The 17,090-nt window shown below is 71.9% G+C and carries 11 protein-coding genes; 5 read left to right on the top strand and 6 right to left on the bottom strand.

Annotation, left to right across the window (positions count from 1 at the left end; translation table 11 throughout):
• The first annotated feature begins 17 nt into the window (after positions 1-17).
• The 5 genes from tkt to ESG85_RS09900 all read left to right on the top strand — a co-directional run bounded on the left by tkt (position 18) and on the right by ESG85_RS09900 (position 7,318).
• On the top strand, positions 18-2,105 hold the full coding sequence (gene tkt, locus ESG85_RS09920) for a transketolase (protein ID WP_128977694.1): 2,088 nt from the start codon (positions 18-20) through the stop codon (positions 2,103-2,105).
• 46 nt (positions 2,106-2,151) lie between these two features.
• A complete protein-coding gene (gene tal / locus ESG85_RS09915; protein WP_246094910.1) occupies positions 2,152-3,318 on the top strand; it encodes a transaldolase in 1,167 nt (388 codons plus the stop codon).
• Between the two features lie 673 nt (positions 3,319-3,991).
• The gene (locus ESG85_RS09910; RefSeq protein ID WP_128977693.1) at positions 3,992-5,413 is read left to right on the top strand and encodes a sugar porter family MFS transporter; all 1,422 of its coding nucleotides are present in this window, start codon (positions 3,992-3,994) and stop codon (positions 5,411-5,413) included.
• Positions 5,414-5,793: 380 nt separating this feature from the next.
• Positions 5,794-6,276 carry a DedA family protein gene (locus ESG85_RS09905; RefSeq protein WP_128977692.1) on the top strand — a complete coding sequence of 161 codons (483 nt, stop codon included), beginning with the start codon at positions 5,794-5,796 and terminating at the stop codon, positions 6,274-6,276.
• 106 nt (positions 6,277-6,382) lie between these two features.
• Complete coding sequence (locus tag ESG85_RS09900; protein WP_128977691.1) at positions 6,383-7,318, top strand: MurR/RpiR family transcriptional regulator; 936 nt, start codon at positions 6,383-6,385, stop codon at positions 7,316-7,318.
• 359 nt (positions 7,319-7,677) lie between these two features.
• Here the strand turns inward: ESG85_RS09900 and ESG85_RS09895 are convergent, their stop codons facing one another.
• From ESG85_RS09895 to ESG85_RS09870, 6 genes are all read right to left on the bottom strand, one after another.
• Positions 7,678-8,430, bottom strand: coding sequence for a hypothetical protein (locus ESG85_RS09895; RefSeq protein ID WP_128977690.1), 753 nt, complete (start codon positions 8,428-8,430; stop codon positions 7,678-7,680).
• A gap of 55 nt (positions 8,431-8,485) precedes the next feature.
• Positions 8,486-13,261 (bottom strand): putative T7SS-secreted protein, encoded by a 4,776-nt coding sequence (locus ESG85_RS09890; protein WP_128977689.1) that lies wholly within the window; start codon positions 13,259-13,261, stop codon positions 8,486-8,488.
• A gap of 2 nt (positions 13,262-13,263) precedes the next feature.
• A complete protein-coding gene (locus ESG85_RS09885; protein ID WP_128977688.1) occupies positions 13,264-13,920 on the bottom strand; it encodes a hypothetical protein in 657 nt (218 codons plus the stop codon).
• Positions 13,910-14,395, bottom strand: a complete 486-nt coding sequence (locus ESG85_RS09880) for a hypothetical protein (protein WP_246094909.1) — start codon at positions 14,393-14,395, stop codon at positions 13,910-13,912. The genes ESG85_RS09885 and ESG85_RS09880 overlap by 11 nt, the downstream gene beginning before the upstream one ends.
• A 111-nt stretch (positions 14,396-14,506) precedes the next feature.
• The gene (locus tag ESG85_RS09875; RefSeq protein WP_128977687.1) at positions 14,507-15,559 is read right to left on the bottom strand and encodes a TolB family protein; all 1,053 of its coding nucleotides are present in this window, start codon (positions 15,557-15,559) and stop codon (positions 14,507-14,509) included.
• Entirely contained in the window at positions 15,556-16,884 is a 1,329-nt protein-coding gene (locus ESG85_RS09870; RefSeq protein WP_128977686.1) for an MFS transporter, read from the bottom strand. The genes ESG85_RS09875 and ESG85_RS09870 overlap by 4 nt, the downstream gene beginning before the upstream one ends.
• Positions 16,885-17,090: the final 206 nt, after the last annotated feature.

Raw genomic sequence — 17,090 nt, 5'->3', positions numbered from 1 at the left:
AGGAGCCCTGACTCAGGGTGAGCACTAAGCCGACGACCACAGACCTCGAGTGGACCGATCTGGACCAGCGGGCCGTGGACACCGCCCGCATCCTGGCTGCCGACGCCGTTCAGAAGGTCGGCAATGGCCATCCCGGTACGGCGATGAGCCTGGCGCCTGCTGCGTACACGCTTTTCCAGAAGGTGATGCGGCATGATCCGGCCGACCCGGAGTGGGTGGGCCGTGACCGGTTCGTTCTCTCCGCCGGTCACTCGTCCCTGACCCTGTACACCCAGCTTTATCTGGGTGGCTTCGGTCTGGAGCTGGATGATCTGAAGTCGTTCCGTACGTGGGGTTCGAAGACTCCGGGGCATCCGGAGTACGGGCACACGGCCGGTGTGGAGACGACGACGGGTCCGCTCGGCCAGGGTGTGGCGAACGCGGTGGGCATGGCGATGGCGGCCCGCTTCGAGCGTGGTCTGTTCGATCCGGAGGCCCCGCGGGGCGCTTCTCCGTTCGATCATCACGTGTACGTGATCGCGGGTGACGGGTGTCTGCAGGAGGGTATTTCCGCGGAGGCGTCGTCGCTGGCGGGTCACCAGAAGCTCGGGAATCTGATCCTGTTGTGGGACGACAACCACATTTCGATCGAGGGTGACACCGAGACGGCCGTGTCCGAGGACACGGTGAAGCGGTACGAGGCGTATGGCTGGCATGTCCAGCGCGTCGAGCCGCAGGCCAACGGCGACCTCGACCCGGCCGCCCTGTTCGCGGCGATCCGGGCTGCCGAGGCGGAGACCGAGCGGCCGTCGTTCATCGCGATGCGTTCGATCATCGCGTGGCCGGCGCCGAACGCGCAGAACACCGAGGCCGCGCACGGCTCGGCCCTGGGTGAGGAGGAGGTCGCGGCCACCAAGCGGGTGCTGGGCTTCGATCCGGAGCGGTCTTTCGAGGTTGCCGGTGAGGTCATCGCCCATACCCGCGCGTTGGGTGAGCGGGGCCGTGAGGCGCGTGCCGCGTGGGAGAAGTCGCTGGCGGAGTGGCGCACGGCGAATCCGGAGCGGGCGGCGGAGTTCGACCGGATCCAGGCCAACGAGCTGCCCGAGGGCTGGGAGGCGAGGATCCCGGTGTTCGAGGCGGGTAAGGGTGTGGCGACGCGTGCGGCGTCGGGCAAGGTGCTGCAGGCGCTGGGTGCGGTGATCCCGGAGCTGTGGGGTGGTTCGGCGGACCTGGCGGGTTCGAACAACACCACGATCGACAAGGGTTCCTCGTTCCTGCCCGAGGGCAACCCGCTGCCGGAGGCGGACCCGTACGGGCGGACGATTCATTTCGGTATCCGTGAGCACGCGATGGCCGCGGAGATGAACGGCATCGCGCTGCACGGCAATACCCGCATCTACGGTGGCACGTTCCTGGTGTTCTCCGATTACATGCGCAACGCGGTGCGGCTGTCCGCGCTGATGCACCTGCCGGTCACCTATGTGTGGACGCATGACTCGATCGGTCTGGGTGAGGACGGTCCGACTCATCAGCCGGTGGAGCACCTGGCCTCGCTGCGCGCGATCCCGGGTCTGGCGGTGGTCCGTCCGGCTGATGCGAACGAGACGGCGATCGCCTGGCGCGAGATCATGCGCCGGCACACCAAGGTCTACGGCGAGGGCCGGCCGGTGGGTCTGGCGCTGACCCGTCAGGGTGTGCAGACCTATGCGCCGAACGAGGACGCGGCCCGGGGTGGCTATGTGCTGTTCGACGCCGAGGGCGGTGAGCCGCAGGTGGTGCTGATCGCGACGGGTTCCGAGGTGCACCTGGCCGTGGAGGCCCGTGAGCGGCTGCAAGCCCGGGGTGTGCCCACTCGTGTGGTGTCGATGCCGTCGGTGGAGTGGTTCGAGGAGCAGGACCAGGACTACAAGGACGGTGTCCTGCCGCCGTCGGTGAAGGCGCGGGTGGCGGTGGAGGCCGGTATCGCTCTGACCTGGCACCGGTATGTCGGGGATGCGGGCCGGATCGTCTCTTTGGAGCACTTCGGTGCTTCCGCGGACGCCAAGGTCCTCTTCCGCGAGTTCGGTTTCACTCCCGAGGCCGTGGTCGCCGCTGCCCGGGAATCCCTGGACGCCTCCGCGCGCTGACGCCCATACGCGCGCATACGTACGACTCTATGGAGATGCAATTCTCATGACAGACGCTCTCAAGCGCCTCTCCGACGAAGGCGTCGCGATCTGGCTGGACGACCTTTCGCGCAAGCGGATCACGTCCGGCAACCTGGCCGAGCTCATCGACCAGAGCCACGTCGTGGGCGTGACCACGAACCCGTCCATCTTCCAGAAGGCCATCAGCCACGGTGACGGCTACGAGCAGCAGCTCGCCGACCTCGCCGCCCGCAAGGTGACCGTGGACGAGGCCATCCGCATGATCACGACGGCGGACGTGAGGGACGCCGCCGACATCCTGCGTCCGGTCTTCGACGCGACGCAGGGCCAGGACGGCCGGGTCTCCATCGAGGTCGACCCCCGTCTGGCGCACGACACGGCCGCCACCATCGCCGAGGCCAAGCAGCTGGCCTGGCTGGTCGACCGCCCCAACACCCTCATCAAGATCCCGGCCACCCGGGCGGGCCTGCCGGCGATCACCGAGGTCATCGGCCTGGGCATCAGCGTCAACGTCACGCTGATCTTCTCCCTCGAGCGCTACCGCGCCGTCATGGACGCCTACCTCGCCGGCCTGGAAAAGGCCCGCGAACGCGGCCTGGACCTGTCGAAGATCCACTCGGTGGCGTCGTTCTTCGTCTCCCGCGTGGACACCGAGATCGACAAGCGCCTCGACGCCCTGGACACCGACGAGGCCAAGGCCCTCAAGGGCAAGGCCGCCCTCGCCAACGCCCGCCTGGCCTACCAGGCCTACGAAGAGGTCTTCTCCACCGACCGCTGGAGTGCTCTGGACAAGGCCCAGGCGAACAAGCAGCGCCCGCTGTGGGCCTCCACCGGCGTCAAGGACCCCGCCTACAAGGACACCCTCTACGTCGTCGACCTCGTTGCCCCCGGCACCGTCAACACCATGCCCGAAGCCACCCTGGAAGCCACCGCCGACCACGGCGAGGTCACCGGCGACACCATCCACGGCACCTACGACGAAGCCCGCTCCCTCCTCGACGACATCGCCGCCCTCGGCATCTCCTACGACGACGTCGTCCAACTCCTCGAAAACGAAGGCGTCGACAAGTTCGAAGCCTCCTGGAACGACCTGCTCAAGTCGACCGAGCAGGAACTGCGTCGTCAGGTACTGCGCGGCGCCATGACGGCCGGGAGGCAGCCGACGCCCGGGCAGGAGGCTGACGAACGGTAACTCCGCCTCCGGCGTCACCCGAGGGCCGGCAGGTGCGCGTGCACCTGCCGGCCCTTTGTCATGCCGTTGCCCGACGGCATGACTCCCGACCAGGGCCGCCGCCCTCCCGCAGGGGCCGCTGGGGAGGTCGATGGCGCGTACACCGGCGCGGGCGCGCACACGACCAGGCGCACGAGTTGCAGGAAACTATTGCGCAAAGCATTGCGCATTGGCGCGTGATGGCGGATGCTCATGCCGTCCACCCGTTGGCGCGACCGATCCGGTCGGCGCCCGGCACTGATCTCCGGAGGGCACCTTGGCCCCTGTTCCTCTCTTCTCGGGCGCTGCGCCGCCACGCCGGCGTCGATGCGGCGGGGACGCGCTGCCGGGACCGAGGTGGGTGGGTGTCGAAGCGCGTGGGCGGGGGCCCTGATGCCGGGTCTCCGTCCCGGTGACGTAACGCCGCATCCTCGCCGTTCCCAGGCGGTCGATGCGGCCGAGTCCCGACCCTCCCCGCGCAACTCGTTTCCCGCGCCACGCCGACGGCCGACCCGGCCTCAGCCGCTCCTTCCGGTCGACAGGTCCATCCGGTCGGACACGAGTCGGCAGGTCGGCGCGAAGCGGCCGTCGCACCGCGGAATGCCGCGGCGGCCGCAGGTTCACGTGACAGCCTGACAAGGAATACGGCGGATCCATGCAACTCGCTACAGAGACCACCAGACAGCCCGGCAGAGGCAAGGCCAAGGGCTCGTCCGTGGCCGTGGTCGCCCTGATCGCGGCCATGTCCGGCCTGCTCTTCGGTTACGACACCGGAATCATCGCCACGGCGCTTCCCGGGATCAGCGACTCGTACCACCTCGTCACCGAGGGCGACAAGCAGATCATCACGTCCGCGTTGCTCCTGGGTGCCGTCTTCAGCGCACCGTTCACCAGCTACCTCTGTGACCGGTACGGGCGCAAACCGATGCTGCTGCTGATCGCCGCGCTCTTCATCGTGGCGACCGTGGTCTGTGCCGTGCGGACCACTCCCACCGTCCTCACCGTGGCCCGCTTCTTCCTGGGACTGGCCATCGGCGCCGCGAGTGGCGCGGCTCCGATCTACATCTCGGAGATGTCACCCGCGGAGCGACGCGGCCGGCTCGTCGTGCTCTTCCAGCTCATGATCATGATCGGGATCGTGTGCGCCCACTTCACCGGTTACTTCATCGGCCACGAGGCGTGGCAGTGGCTGATCGGCTTCGGCGCCCTGCCCGCGCTGATCATGCTCGTCGGAGTCACGCTCCTTCCCGAGAGCCCGCGCTGGCTGTACGCCAACGGCATGGTCGAGAAGGCGCAGGCGGTGCTGCTCAAGCTGCGCGGCGACCGCGAGCAGGTCGCGTCCGAGCTCGGCGGCATGGCGCAGGCGGTCGCCGAGGAGCGGCAGGCCAACACCGGCACCTGGCGCGAGTTCTTCTCGGCGCGGGTCCGTCCCGCCGTGATCCTCGGCGGCGGCGTGGCCATGTTCTCGCAGATCACGGGCAACAACGCGCTCGTCTATTACATGCCGACCGTCTTCCACGACCTCGGGTTCTCGGAAGACGCCTCCGTCCTCATGCCGGCCTTCGGCGCCGTGGGCGTGATGATCATGACCTTCGCCGGGAGCTACCTCGTCGACATCGTCGGCCGGCGTAAGTACCTGCTGGTCATGGTGCCGATCTCGATCCTGTCCTTCATCGTGATCGCGCTCCTGCTGGGCGAGGGCAGCGACGCCACTCAGGGCTGGAAGCTCTACGCGATCTTCGCTGCCGTGATCCTCTACATGGTCGCCAACAACGGTGCCTTCGGCGTGACGATCTGGCTGATCAACGCCGAGGTCTACCCGATGAGGCTGCGCGGCAAGGGCGGTGCCTTCGGTGCCTTCAGCCACTGGTTCTTCGACTTCATCATCGCCGCCACCACGCTGACACTGTTCCAGGTCCTCGGTGCCGCAGGCCCGTTCTGGCTCTTCACCGGAATCTCGGTGGTGTCCCTGGCCTTCGTCTACTTCCTGCTGCCGGAGACCAAGGGCAAGTCGCTGGAGCGGATCGAGCACGAGCTCAACCAGGGACGGTTCTACCAGTTCCAGCGCCGCGGCTGACGACGGCGCGGCCAGGCGCGCAGGGCACGGCCGGCCGAGTGCTCCCCGGCGGGCGTGGACGGCTCCCGCACTCGCGCGAAGACGGAGCGCTTCGCCGGCTGCCGGCCGGTCCACCCCGCCGCCTCGCCGGCAGCCTCCGCGGCCCGCGTCCCCGACCGGTGCGGGCTGCGGATCGCCGGCACCCTGCTGCGCCACGCCCCATCGCGGCCCCGGCGCTGCACCGCCGCCTGCTCCCGCAGGGCCTCGTGGCGTCGGAGGCCCTGTGCCCCGCGCACGCACGTTCGGATAACCTGGGCCTGCCGGGCGAGCCTGGCCCGGCGTCAGGCTCAGGTTCTCCGGCGCCGCCGCGGTGCACACGCAGGGGACGGAGCGGGCAGAAGATGGACAAAGTCGCGCTCACGGCCGCCGCCCTGTACGTCATCGTGCTGCTCCGGGCCGGAGGGACGTTCGCGGTCGGCTGGCTCGCCGGTGCCGGTGCCCGGCGCAGCAGGTTCGCCGCACGGATCTCCTCGGACCGGTTCCGGCGCGTGGAAAGCGCGATCCAGCGGTGGGGCGCGCCCGTGGTGGCCGTCTCCTTCCTGACCGTCGGCTTCCAGACCGCCGCCAACTTCCTCGCGGGCAGCATGCGCATGCCCCTGGTGCGCTACCTCCCCGCCCTGTTCCTGGGCGGAGCGGCCTGGGCGCTGATCTACGCGACCGCCGGACTCGGCGCGCTCGAAGTGCTCGGCAGGCTGTTCGCCGAGCGGACGGAACTCGGCGTGGCCGCCGTCGCCGCGCTCCTCCTCGCGGTGTGCGGAGTGGTGCTCGTCCGCAGGAGGAGGGCCGCGCGGCCGCCCCGGGACACCGCCGCCGAAGAGTCCTGAGACCCGCCTTCCTCACGTGCCGTGGGGCGCGTGTGGCGCTCTGCTGTCAGGATGCCCCGTCCGCTGAACTATCTTGGGCAGCAGCGAGTCGAGAGGGAGGCACCCCGTGTCATCTGGGCAGCAGGCGCGTGCGCAGGCAGCCGCGATCACGCCCGGCAGGCGGCCGGACGAGGCGGAGGCGGCTCCTGCCGCTTCTCCCGCCGAGCGGGTGCGGTCGCTCTTCGGCGGTCACCGGCTCTCGCCCGCGCAGCGGCGCATCGCCCAGTTCCTGACCGACCACCTCACCGAGGCCGCCTTCCTGTCGATCACGGAGCTCGCGGAGCGGGTGGGCGTCAGCCAGCCGTCCGTGACCCGGTTCGCCTCGTCCCTCGGGTTCAGCGGCTACCCCGCGCTCCGGGAGGCCCTCCAGCCGATCGCGCTCAGCGCCGTCGCCGGCGCCTCCGGTGACCGGGAGGGGCGGCTCCACAACGAGATCCAGGCGGCCGTCGACGCCGAGATCGAGAACCTCATGTCCCTGCGGCGGGTGTTCGCCGACCCCGACCGGATCCTCCACGTCGGCCGCGAACTGGCCCGGTCCATGCCGTTGACCGTGCTCGGCCTGCGGATCTCCGTCTCCCTCGCCGAGTACTTCGCGTACGCCGCGCGCCGCATCCACCCGGACGTCCGCGTGGTGACCCGGGGCGGCAGCGTCGCCTACGACACGCTGCTGCAGGCGAGCGAGGCGGGCGGCACCTGGGTGCTGGCCTTCGCGATGCCACGGCACGCCAACGAGACCCTCGCCGCCCTGCGGGCCGCCCGCAGGGCGGGGCTGCGCGTCGCGCTGATCACCGACCTGGCGCTGGGGCCGCTCGTCGACGAGGCCGACGTGGTCTTCACCGCCGGCACCGGCTCCCGGCTGGTCTTCGACTCGTACGCGGCGCCCGGCGTGCTTTCCTCCGCCATCCTCCAGGCCATGGCGGACGCCGACCCGGAGCGCACCCAGCTCCGGCTGGAGAAGTACGAGCAGGCCGCGGAGCAGCACGCCTTCTTCCTGGACGAGTGAGCCCGGCGCCGCCGATCCCGGACCTCGTTCCCGGAAGCCCGTTCCCGGGCCGTCGATCCCCGACCCTCATGCCCGGACCGTCGATCCCCGACCCCCGTTCCCGGGCCCCCGAACCGCACCGCCGAAACCCGGACCAACGAAACCTTTCTCGCCCGCCAGCTGCATGAAAATTTTCATTCTCTTGCTTTCCTCGCGGTAAGAATATTTACTGATGGAGCCCCCACGGGCCCGAACAAACACCGCAGGGCCGCCCCCTCCTCCTCATGACGGCCCTCGTGTTTCAACGGCGCGGACCGCGCCTCGCGCGGTCGGCACTGTGGCGGCTCCGGTCAACCCCTGGGCCGGAGCCGCCACCACTCTCACTTCCCGTAGTCCTCGACCAGGTTCGCGATGAGCTCCCGCAGCGCCTCCGCGCGCCGCCGGTCCTCGTGCCGGGCGCGCAGGGCCTCGTCGGTGGCGCGCAGCCGGGCCAGGGCGGCCGGGTCGGCGTCCATGACCCGGTCGAGCAGCGGGTCGGTGATCAGGTCCAGACACGCGGTGAACAGGGCGCGGGTGGCGTCCGCCGGAGGCTCCTCGCAGGGCTCCTCGAACCACGGCGTCACATGGCGGACGGGATCCGTCAGGCTCCAGCCGACGACCGCGCCGCGCTGCACCAGGAGCGCCACGTCCGGCGCGATGCCGATCCGCGCCTCCAGCGGCTCGTCGAGGACGGCGAGGTCCCGCAGCCCGGTCAGCACGGCGTCCCCGGGCGCCCGGCACAGCACCGCGCACGTCTCCAGGCGGAAGTCCCGGACCTCGTCGGCGACGAGGCCGCCCGGGCGCACCGCGGGCGCGTCCGGGACGCGGGCCGCGTCCTCGGCCGAAGCGGACTCCGGAGGAAGCCGGAACTCGACGCCCGCCAGGGTCCGTCCGGCCGGATCGAAGCGGACCTCGTCGGGCGTGTCCCACAGCCACGCGCCGCTGCCGAACGTCTCCGTGCCGAACCGCTCCCGCTCCGCCTTGCCCACGGCCGGGCCGACCCGGACCGAACCGCCCTCGAAGCGGGGCGTGAGGGCCAGCGGGGTGTCCGTCACCGTCGCCGTCCATCCGTCGTCGCCCAGCGCCACCCTCATGCCCGCACCCGTCCTGTCCGCCCGCTGATTCACGTGCCGTCGCCTCGCTCACTGCTCATCTGATCTGCACGGCCGGAGGCATGAAGCCGTTCTTGCCCGGAATCCTGCCCTCCACGATGTCCTCGTGGGTGATCGGCCGTCCGGCGTCCGTGGCCTTGGCCCCGTTGCCGACCGCCGTCGCCCCGGACTCGCCCAGGACGCCGGACGGGCCGTACGCGGTGATGGCCTGGCCCGCCTCCGAGCCGACGCCCTTGGTCACGACGACGTCGTCGCCCTGGCGGAAGATGAGGTTTCCGGCTCCGCCCGTCGAGCGGTAGACGGCGTCCGGGTTCTTGAGGATCTCCAGGACCCGCTCGTCGCTGAAGCGGTGCATCGAGTCGCCGTGGTAGTCCGGGTGCTTGCGGAAGCGGCCGTCGCCGGCCCGGTCGATGACGTTGTCCGCCGCCTTGACCGCCCGCTTGTTCGCCTTCTCCTCCGGGCACTTGGGCGCGAGGCCCAGCGGGTCGCAGCCACCGGTCGGGTTGTCGACGTAGGCGACGGGGTTCGACGCGGGCGCCAGGCCCAGCGGATCGGGGGAGGCGTAGCGGCCGGTCTCGGGGTCGTAGTGCCGGAAGAAGTTGTGATGGAGGCCGGTCTCGGGGTCGTAGTACTGACCGGGGAAGCGCAGCGGGGTGTACGCGGCGCTGTCGCGGGCCCAGGCCGTGGCGCCCCACAGCGTGCTGCGGGTGCGCCAGGCGACGGCGCCCGACTCGTCGATCAGCTCGGTCGGCGTGCCGACGAGGTCGGTGGCGATGGCGAAGAAGCGACGGTCGACCTCCTCCTGCCGGCTGTCCGCCGTGAGGATCCGCTCGGTCTGCGCCAGCGGCACGACGTCCCGGTGGTCCCAGGTCAGGGCGACCGCGTGCGGGTCGTCGAGGCGGTGGCTGGTCTGTTCGCACAGGGTGAGTCCGTCCCAGGTGAACCGGACCTCCTCCACGACGCTCTCGCCGTCCGCCGCGAGCCGCTGCTTCGCGGTGCGGCGGCCCAGCGGGTCGTAGCGGTAGCGCCAGCGGGTGCCGTCGGGCGTGGTGACGGAGGTGAGACGGTTCTCGGTGTCCCAGGCGTAGCGCCACGTGTCGGGTTTGCGGGACAGCCGGCTCTTCTGCCGGAGCACGATCCGCCCGAGCGCGTCGTGCTCGAAGCGGACGGCGCCCGCGCGGGTGATCCGGGTTCCGGAGTAGGCGCGTTCGCCGACGGCCTCGGTGCCCGGGTGCCGGTCCGGCCAGGACGCCGCGACCTGGTTGCCGGCCTCGTCGTACGCGTACCGCTCCGTCCAGCCGCCCGGTGCGCGGACGGCGGTGACCCGCCCCAGCGGGTCGAGGTCGTAGCTGCGGGTGCCGGTGAGCCGGTCGGTGACCGAGGTCAGCCGGCCGTCGGCGCGGTAGCCGTACGCGCGACCGAGCACCGTCCGGGATCCGGAGACGACGTGCCGGGCGGCGAGCCGGCCGGCCTCGTCCCAGGCCGAGGTCAGGGTGAGCGACTCCCCGAAGACCCGGGTCAGTTCGCGCCCCCCGGCGTCGTGGGTGAAGCCGATCTCCCGGCCGCCCGTGGTCAGCCGCAGCGGAAGTCCGTCGGCGGCATAGGCGTACGAGGTGACGTGACCGGTCGGCGTGGTGCGGCGGACGCGCCGGCCCAGCTCGTCGTAGCGGTACACCGTGGGCCGGCCGTCCACCGACTCGGTCTTGACCCTGCCGCGGCGGTCGTATTGGTAGCACAGTTCACCGTCCGGCCCGGCCGCCTCCAGGAGCCGGCCCGCGCGGTCGTACGCGTACGTCGTCACCCGGCCGTCGACGTCCTTGCGGACCACCTGCCCGAGCACGTCCCGCTCGAAGGCGATCGTCCCGCCGAGCGCGTCGGTCCGCTCGGCGACCCGGCCCTCCGGGTCCAGGCGGTAGCGCAGCTCGCGCCCGTCGAAGTCGGTCTCGGCCACGATGTTGCCGACCGCGTCGTAGGTGTAACTCCAGCTCAGGCCCTGGGCGTTGGTGACCCGGGTGAGCCGCAGGTCGCGGTCGTGCTCGAAGGTGTGGCGGGTGCCGTCGGGGCGGGTGGTGGCGAGCGGCAGGTCGAAGTGGGTGTACTCGTAGCGGGTCACACCGCCCGAAGCGTCGGTGTGGCTCAGGCAGTTGCCCTCGCCGTCGTACGTCCACGACTCCGAGACGCCGTCGGGACCGGTACGGCGGGCGAGGTGGCCGTCGGCGCTCCACTCCAGGACGGTGACCCCGCCCGACGGGTCGGTGACCCGGACCGGACGGCCGAGCACGTCCCGCTCCGTGCTCGTGGTGCCGCCGCCCGGGTCGGTCACCGCGACGGTCAGCCCCGCCGCGTCGCACTCCACCCGGGTGGTGTGCCCGAGGGCGTCCGTGACCGAGACGAGCCGGCCGGCCCCGTCGTAGGCGGAACGCGTCGTGTTCCCCGCCGGGTCGGTGACCGCCGTCCGGTTGCCGCGCTCGTCGTACGTGTACGCCGTACGGGCCCCGTCCGGACCCACGACCCCGGTCGGCAGCCCGAACGGGCCGCGTTCCACGCGGAGTTCGGCTCCGTCCGCGCGGACGGCCGAGACCATCCGGCCCTCCGCGTCGTACCCGAAGCCGGTGGTGGCGCCCAGCGGGTTGGTACGGGAGAGGAGATTGCCGTCGGCGTCGTGGCGGTACCGCGTCGTGTGGCCCAGCGCGTCCGTGGTGGCCACGATCCGGCAGCCCGGGCCGACCAGATGCCGGGTCGCCCGCCCGTCGGCGGTGGTCAGTACCGTCGTCCGGTGGCCGGTCGCGGCGTCCGGTTCGCCGTACGCCAGGGTGATCTGGACGTGCCCGGCCTCGCCGCCCTCCGCGACCACCCGGTCCCGGTCGTCGTACACGTAGTCGTAGCGGCATCCGTTGGAGTCGGTCCAGGCGACGACCCGGCTCCGCTCGTCGTACGCGAAGGTGGTGACGGCGCCCGACGGCCGTGTCACCGTGGTCAGTTCGCCGTTCTCGTAGCCGTACGACATCAGCGGGACGCCCGCGTTCTCCGTGTCGCCCGGCCCGGTCACGAACAGGCCGGTGACCAGGCCGCCGGCCGTGGCCAGCCGCAGCGCGTGCCCGGCCGAGTGGACCAGGGCGAGCGGCAGTCCGTCCTCGGCGCGCTCCACGGTCACCGTGTGTCCGTTGCGTTCGGCGAGCCCCGACAGCCAGGCCGTGCCGTCGCCACCGGGCTCCGCGTCCCGCGGGGCGGCGAAGCGGCGCACCAGGCCGGAGTCGGGATCGGCCAGCGCGTAGTCGCCGTCCGCCTCCCTGGAGAGCAGCGTGCGGCTCCGGCCGGAGCGGGAGCGGGTGGGTGAGCCGGGCACCGGGTGCGGATAGGTGATCAGGAGCCCGTCGGCGGTGACGTGGACGACGCCGACGGCGTCGACCTCCAGCCGCTCGTCGACGGTGGACGACCAGGCCCGCCCCAGGAAGCGGCCCGTGGTCAGCCCGGACTCCGTGCGCCGGGTGAACAGCAGCGGCAGGATCCCCGGGATCTCCGCATCGGTCTGCGGCAGGTACATCCGGCCCGTGGCGAGGTCCACTGGGTCCGTGCCGAGGCTGGTGCGCTCGTGGTCGCCGCGGTTGTGGGTGCCGTCCGGGCTGTCGTCGACCAGCTTGCGCAGCCGCGCCGCGTCCGCCGCCTCCTCGGCGACCCGCACGCCCTTCGCCGCGGCGCCGCCTCCACCGGTGGCGACCGTCAGAGCGATGTCCGGGATCAGCCGGCCGAAGCCCTCCGCCGGGTCCTTCATGAAGTTGTCGAGCATCTGCTTGCCGGTGCCGACCGGGTCGTTGACGGCCACCACCAGGCCCGCGGCCAGACTGTTCAACGAGGTCGCGTACTCGGCCGGATGCGTGAGGTTGTACGGATCCATCGGGTTGACCGAGCGGACGAAGTTCAGGATGCCCGCCGTGCCCTTGACGATCCCTCCGCCCACGTGGTCGCCCATGATCTGCAGCTCCTCGGCGCCGTCGCGCAGCTGCTCGGCGTACGAGGGCTTCTGCGGCGCCATGTCCCGGGCGGCGCGGATCGCCGAACGCGCGGTCTCGGCGGCCGAGTTCCGCTGCCTGCGCGCCTCGGCGAGGATGTCCTGCGCCTCCTTCATCAGCTTCTTGCCCGGGTCGTCGAACGTCGGGGCGGGCTTCGGCGGCAGCGAGGACAGGTCGCGCTTGTCGGCGGGCTGTGCGTTGTAGCGGTCGACGGCGCCGTTGTAGGCGTCGACCTTCTTGCGGTGGGCGTCGGCGGCGGCCTCGGAGGCTTTGACGCCCTCCTTCCACTTGTCGATGGCCGTCTGCGCCCGCCCCTGCGCCCAGGTGACGGTGTCGGCGAACCGGTCGAGCGCGCCGATCGCCTTGGAGCAGGCGTCGGCGGCGTTCCACCACTTGGGCGGCTGGGTGCTCACGGCGGTCCGCAGCGCGTCGGCCGTCTCGCCCTTGAGCTGCGAGGAGTCCAGGCCCTTGAGACCGTCGCCGGTGTCGTCGAAGGACAGCTGGAAGGCGCGGAGGCGGTCCGCCGTGGCGTTGATCTTGCCCGGACTGCCGTAGATCAGCTTGGTCTTGTCCTCGGTCTGCCCGAGGTCCATCTCGTCGACCTCGGCGCCGAGCCGGTTGGCGACCGAACGGGACTGCTCGCGCACCCAGTCGGCGCCGGACTCCCAGCCGACGTCCTCCAGCCGGTCGGCGGTCCAGTTGCCCGCGTCCTCGATGCGGTTGCCGACCCATTCGACGCCGTCCTCGACCGCGTCCTCGACCACGTCCGGCGTGATGTCACTGATGAAGTCGCCGATCCCCACCGTCACTCACCCCCGGACCCGGACTGCCGCTCCTGCTGCTTCGCACGCTCCTCCGGCGACGGGCCGAAGGTGTCGTCGAGCGCCTGGTTCCACTGGTCGTCGGACACCCCGAGGAGCTCGTTGAGGATCCGCGACCGCTCACCGCCCTGGCCCTCGGTCAGCACCGTGCGCCCGGTGTCCTTCCACGTCTGGCCCATCTCCTGGCCGGCCTTCTCGAAGGACTCGGGACTCCAGTCCGGGTTCAGGTAGTCCGGGGTGAGGATGTCGCCCCAGCCCTGCTTGGCGATCTCCTCCTCGCTCGCGTGCGGATTGCCGCCCATGATCGAGTTGGCGCCCACCTTGAGCGTGCCCGCGACGTACTGGTCGTGCTCCCACTGGGTGCCCGCCGCCAGGCCGAGCCGGTTCGCCAGCCCGCTCGCGTCCCGCACGAGGGCGCGCACGCCCCACTCCCAGCGCTCGCAGAAGTCCTCGAAGTCGACGGACAGGCCGTGGTGGCCGGCCTCCATGCCCGTCATGGCGAGCTCAGAGAAGCCCTTGCCCATGACCGAACCGGTGGCGCCGCCGAGATCGCCGAGCTGGTCGATGGTCGCGCCGACACCCTGGGTGAACTTGGCGACCGACGCCTTGTCGAGCTGGAGGTCCGCACCGTCACCGCTCACGACCGTCCCCCTCCGCCGCCGGGCGCCCGTCCGCCGCCCGTCCACCCGCCGGCCGTACGTCTCCCGGCCGCGCGTCCGCCGCGGGCGCGTCCACCGCGACCTCGTCCGGGACGATGCCGACGACCGGCGGGAAGAACATCGCACCGTCCTCCGTGGCGATGTCGACCGCGAGGCCCGCCGGTTCTCCGAGGGACGGCACGATCTCGTCGACGATCCGCGCGCCGAGCAGCGCCGCGTAGTCCACGGCCCGGTCACCGGGCCCGTGCCGCAGGGCGAACCGGGCCAGCGCCGTCTCGTCGGTGAACCCGCAGATCCAGCGCACGCCGCCGGCCCGCACCGACCAGAGCCCGCCGTCGGCCACCGGCACGAGCAGGACCGAGCGGCGCATCTCGCCGACCAGCGCGCGCGGGTCGTCGCCGCCCCTTCTCCGATCGGCGATCCGTTCCGCGAGCGCCGCCGCCCCTGGCTGATCCACGACCCCTCCCCGGTACTCGGTGGCCTGATTGCACCGTAGAGCAGGACGCCGGGACCGGGCAGGTGGTTCTCGTGAAGGTTTGCGGGCGTGTCGTTTGCGCCGTGACCAGGCTCAGCCGGCCCGCGCGGGCGCCGGCGGCGCCTGACCGTCCTCCAGCAGCACCTCCGGCGCGCCCGAGCCGTCGGCCGGGACGGTCCAGACGTCGTCGGAGCCGGCCCGGGAGTCGGCGGGCAGCGCGTACGCGAGGGTGCCGTCGTCGAGCCAGACGGCCTGGTCGTCGACGCTGCGGCGCTCGGCGAGCGGCGTGGACTCCAGGGTGCGCACGTCGAGGACGTGCTCCCGCCACAGCGCGGTCCGGCCCATCACCCGCTTCTTGTACGCGACGCGGGTGCCGTCGGGGGAGAGGGACGGGCACTCGACGTTGCGGGTCAGAGTGGTGACCGCGCGCCGCGCGACGGAGCCGCGGACCAGATAGGTCTCGTCGCCGGTGGCCAGAGTCGCGTAGAAGGTGTCGTCGTCACCGGCGAAGGTGACGCCCCAGAAGTTGACGTCCTCGTTGCGGTACGGCCGGCCGTCCAGCGTGATCGCGAACTCCTCCATGTTCGCGGCGAGCTTCCAGCCGCGGGTGTCGAGGATCGCGGTACGGGTCGAGAAGAAGGCCGTGCCGTACGACTCGCCCTTCACGAACACCGTCCAGGCGGCCAGCCTGCCGCTGGGGGAGACCCGGGCCCGGCTCGGGATCCCGGCGAGCGGATACGTCTTCAGGGTGCGCAGGCCCGAGTCGAGGACCCGGGCCTGGTAGGCGGGCCGGCCGAGCACCGTGTGGGCCTGCAGGCAGACCCCGGTGCCCGCGGCGGAGTGGAAGCGCAGACAGCTGACGTCCGTCGCGGTGCGCACGGCGCCCGCGGGGCCGCCGTCCCGTCCGTCGGCGGGGACGGAGACCAGCCGGTCGCGGTGCGGTCCGGCCGCCGTGTTGCGGAACACCAGCCGGCCCGGCTCGCCCAGGTCCACCTTCCCGGCCGTGAACGCGGGACCGCCCGGCCGGGGCCTGTTCTCCTCCGCCGCCCGGCCGGCGGCGGACAGCACGGACCAGGCGCCGACGCCGCCGAGGAGCAGTACCCCCACGGCGAGGATCAGCAGACGGCGCGTCGGGGTGAGGGTCATCGCGGAACTCCGGTGGTGGGCGTGGGACGCAGGGCGACGCCGCAGGCCGCCGCACAGCAGGCGAGACCGGCGGCCGCCGCGGCCAGCGCCGGACCGTCGCCCCACGCGGCCCACGCGGCGCCGAAGGCCAGGGAACAGCAGAAGCGGGCCAGCGCCTGGCCGGTGCCGACCAGGGCGATGCCGCTGGCGCGCAGCCGCTCGGGCACCACCGCGGCCACCGCCGCCGGAAGCACGCCGTCGGTCGCCGCGTAGAAGGCGCCGTGCAGGACGAGGACCAGGTACGGCAGGGCCGGCGTCGCGGGCGCCCACAGCAGCAGGCCGTACGCGACCAGCAGTCCGGCGTGTCCGGCGAGGAACACCGCGCGCCGCCCGATCCGGTCGGCGAGCCGCCCCAGCGGCAGCGCGAGCAGCAGGAACACCGTCGCGGTGCCCAGCGGGAGCAGCGGGAACAGCTGCTCGTCGACGCCGGTACGGCGCTGCACCAGCAGATAGAGGAAGGCGTCGCTGACGGTCGTGAGGCCGAGCAGCACCGCACAGCCGAACAGCACCCGCAGCCGCCGCGTCCGCAACAGACCGAACGCCGCCCGCAGATCGGCCCTCGCCTCCGGCACCGGCCGGTCCTCCGGCGCGCCCGATACCGGATTCGGCACCGATACCGCTTCCGGCACCGATGCCGGCGGCGGGGCCGGTGCCTGCCTCCTGCCCGGTACGAAGAGCAGCAGCACCAGCACGCCGAGCGCGGCCACGCACCCGCTGACCGCGAACACCGCGTCGTAACCGCCCGCCGCCACACCGAGGATGAGGAACGCGAGCACCGGACCGAGCAGCGCTCCCGTGGTGTCCATCGCCCGGTGCACGCCGAAGGCCCTGCCCTGCCGGTCCGGCGGCGCGGACAGCGAGATCAGGGCGTCGCGCGGCGCCGTGCGCAGGCCCTTGCCCACACGGTCGAGGGCGAGGGCGGCGCCCAGCGCGCCGAGACTGCCGACGAGCAGCAGCGGCTTGCACAGCGCCGACAGGCCGTAGCCGATCCCCGCCACCAGCTTGTGGTTCCGCACCCGGTCGGCGAGGTGGCCGCCGGTGAGCTGGACGAGGGCGCTCACCCCGTTCTGCACGCCGTCGAGCATGCCGAAGCCCAGCGGGCTCAGACCGAGTCCCATCACCAGGTACAGCGGCAGGACGGCGGTCACCATCTCGCTGGACACGTCGGTGACCAGACTGACCGTGCCGAGCGCGAGGACGGTCGGGGAGACCGCCCGGACCGTGCCGCGGACGCGGTCCGGCGTGTCGGTCGCCCCCTGCGGGGTGGAGCGGTCGGCCAGGTACACGGGCAGGGACTCCAGCCTCGTCGAGCGGGTGGACGCGCGCCCACTGTAACCGCTGGGACCCGGCGGAACGGCAGGATCGGGGCGGCTTCGCGACCGCTTGCCACCAATTCCGCGAAAGGCCTCAACATCGCCGTGTTGTGCGCCTATCTTCCCGTTGTACGCTGCGAGTTGAGCACAACGTTCGAGCTGTCGACCGCTGTGCCCGG

This window comes from Streptomyces roseicoloratus (assembly GCF_004117935.1).
Taxonomy (GTDB): domain Bacteria; phylum Actinomycetota; class Actinomycetes; order Streptomycetales; family Streptomycetaceae; genus Streptomyces; species Streptomyces roseicoloratus.
Note: the sequence above shows the minus strand (reverse complement) of the source record. Positions and strands in the feature narration are given on the sequence as shown.

Bases quoted from the DNA above. Each gene is read 5' to 3' on its own strand.
- tal (WP_246094910.1), top strand. From the start codon at position 2,152: ATGACAGACGCTCTCAAGCGCCTCTCCGACGAAGGCGTCGCGATCTGG.
- ESG85_RS09910 (WP_128977693.1), top strand. From the start codon at position 3,992: ATGCAACTCGCTACAGAGACCACCAGACAGCCCGGCAGAGGCAAGGCC.
- ESG85_RS09905 (WP_128977692.1), top strand. From the start codon at position 5,794: ATGGACAAAGTCGCGCTCACGGCCGCCGCCCTGTACGTCATCGTGCTG.
- ESG85_RS09895 (WP_128977690.1), bottom strand. From the start codon at position 8,430: ATGAGGGTGGCGCTGGGCGACGACGGATGGACGGCGACGGTGACGGAC.
- ESG85_RS09875 (WP_128977687.1), bottom strand. From the start codon at position 15,559: ATGACCCTCACCCCGACGCGCCGTCTGCTGATCCTCGCCGTGGGGGTA.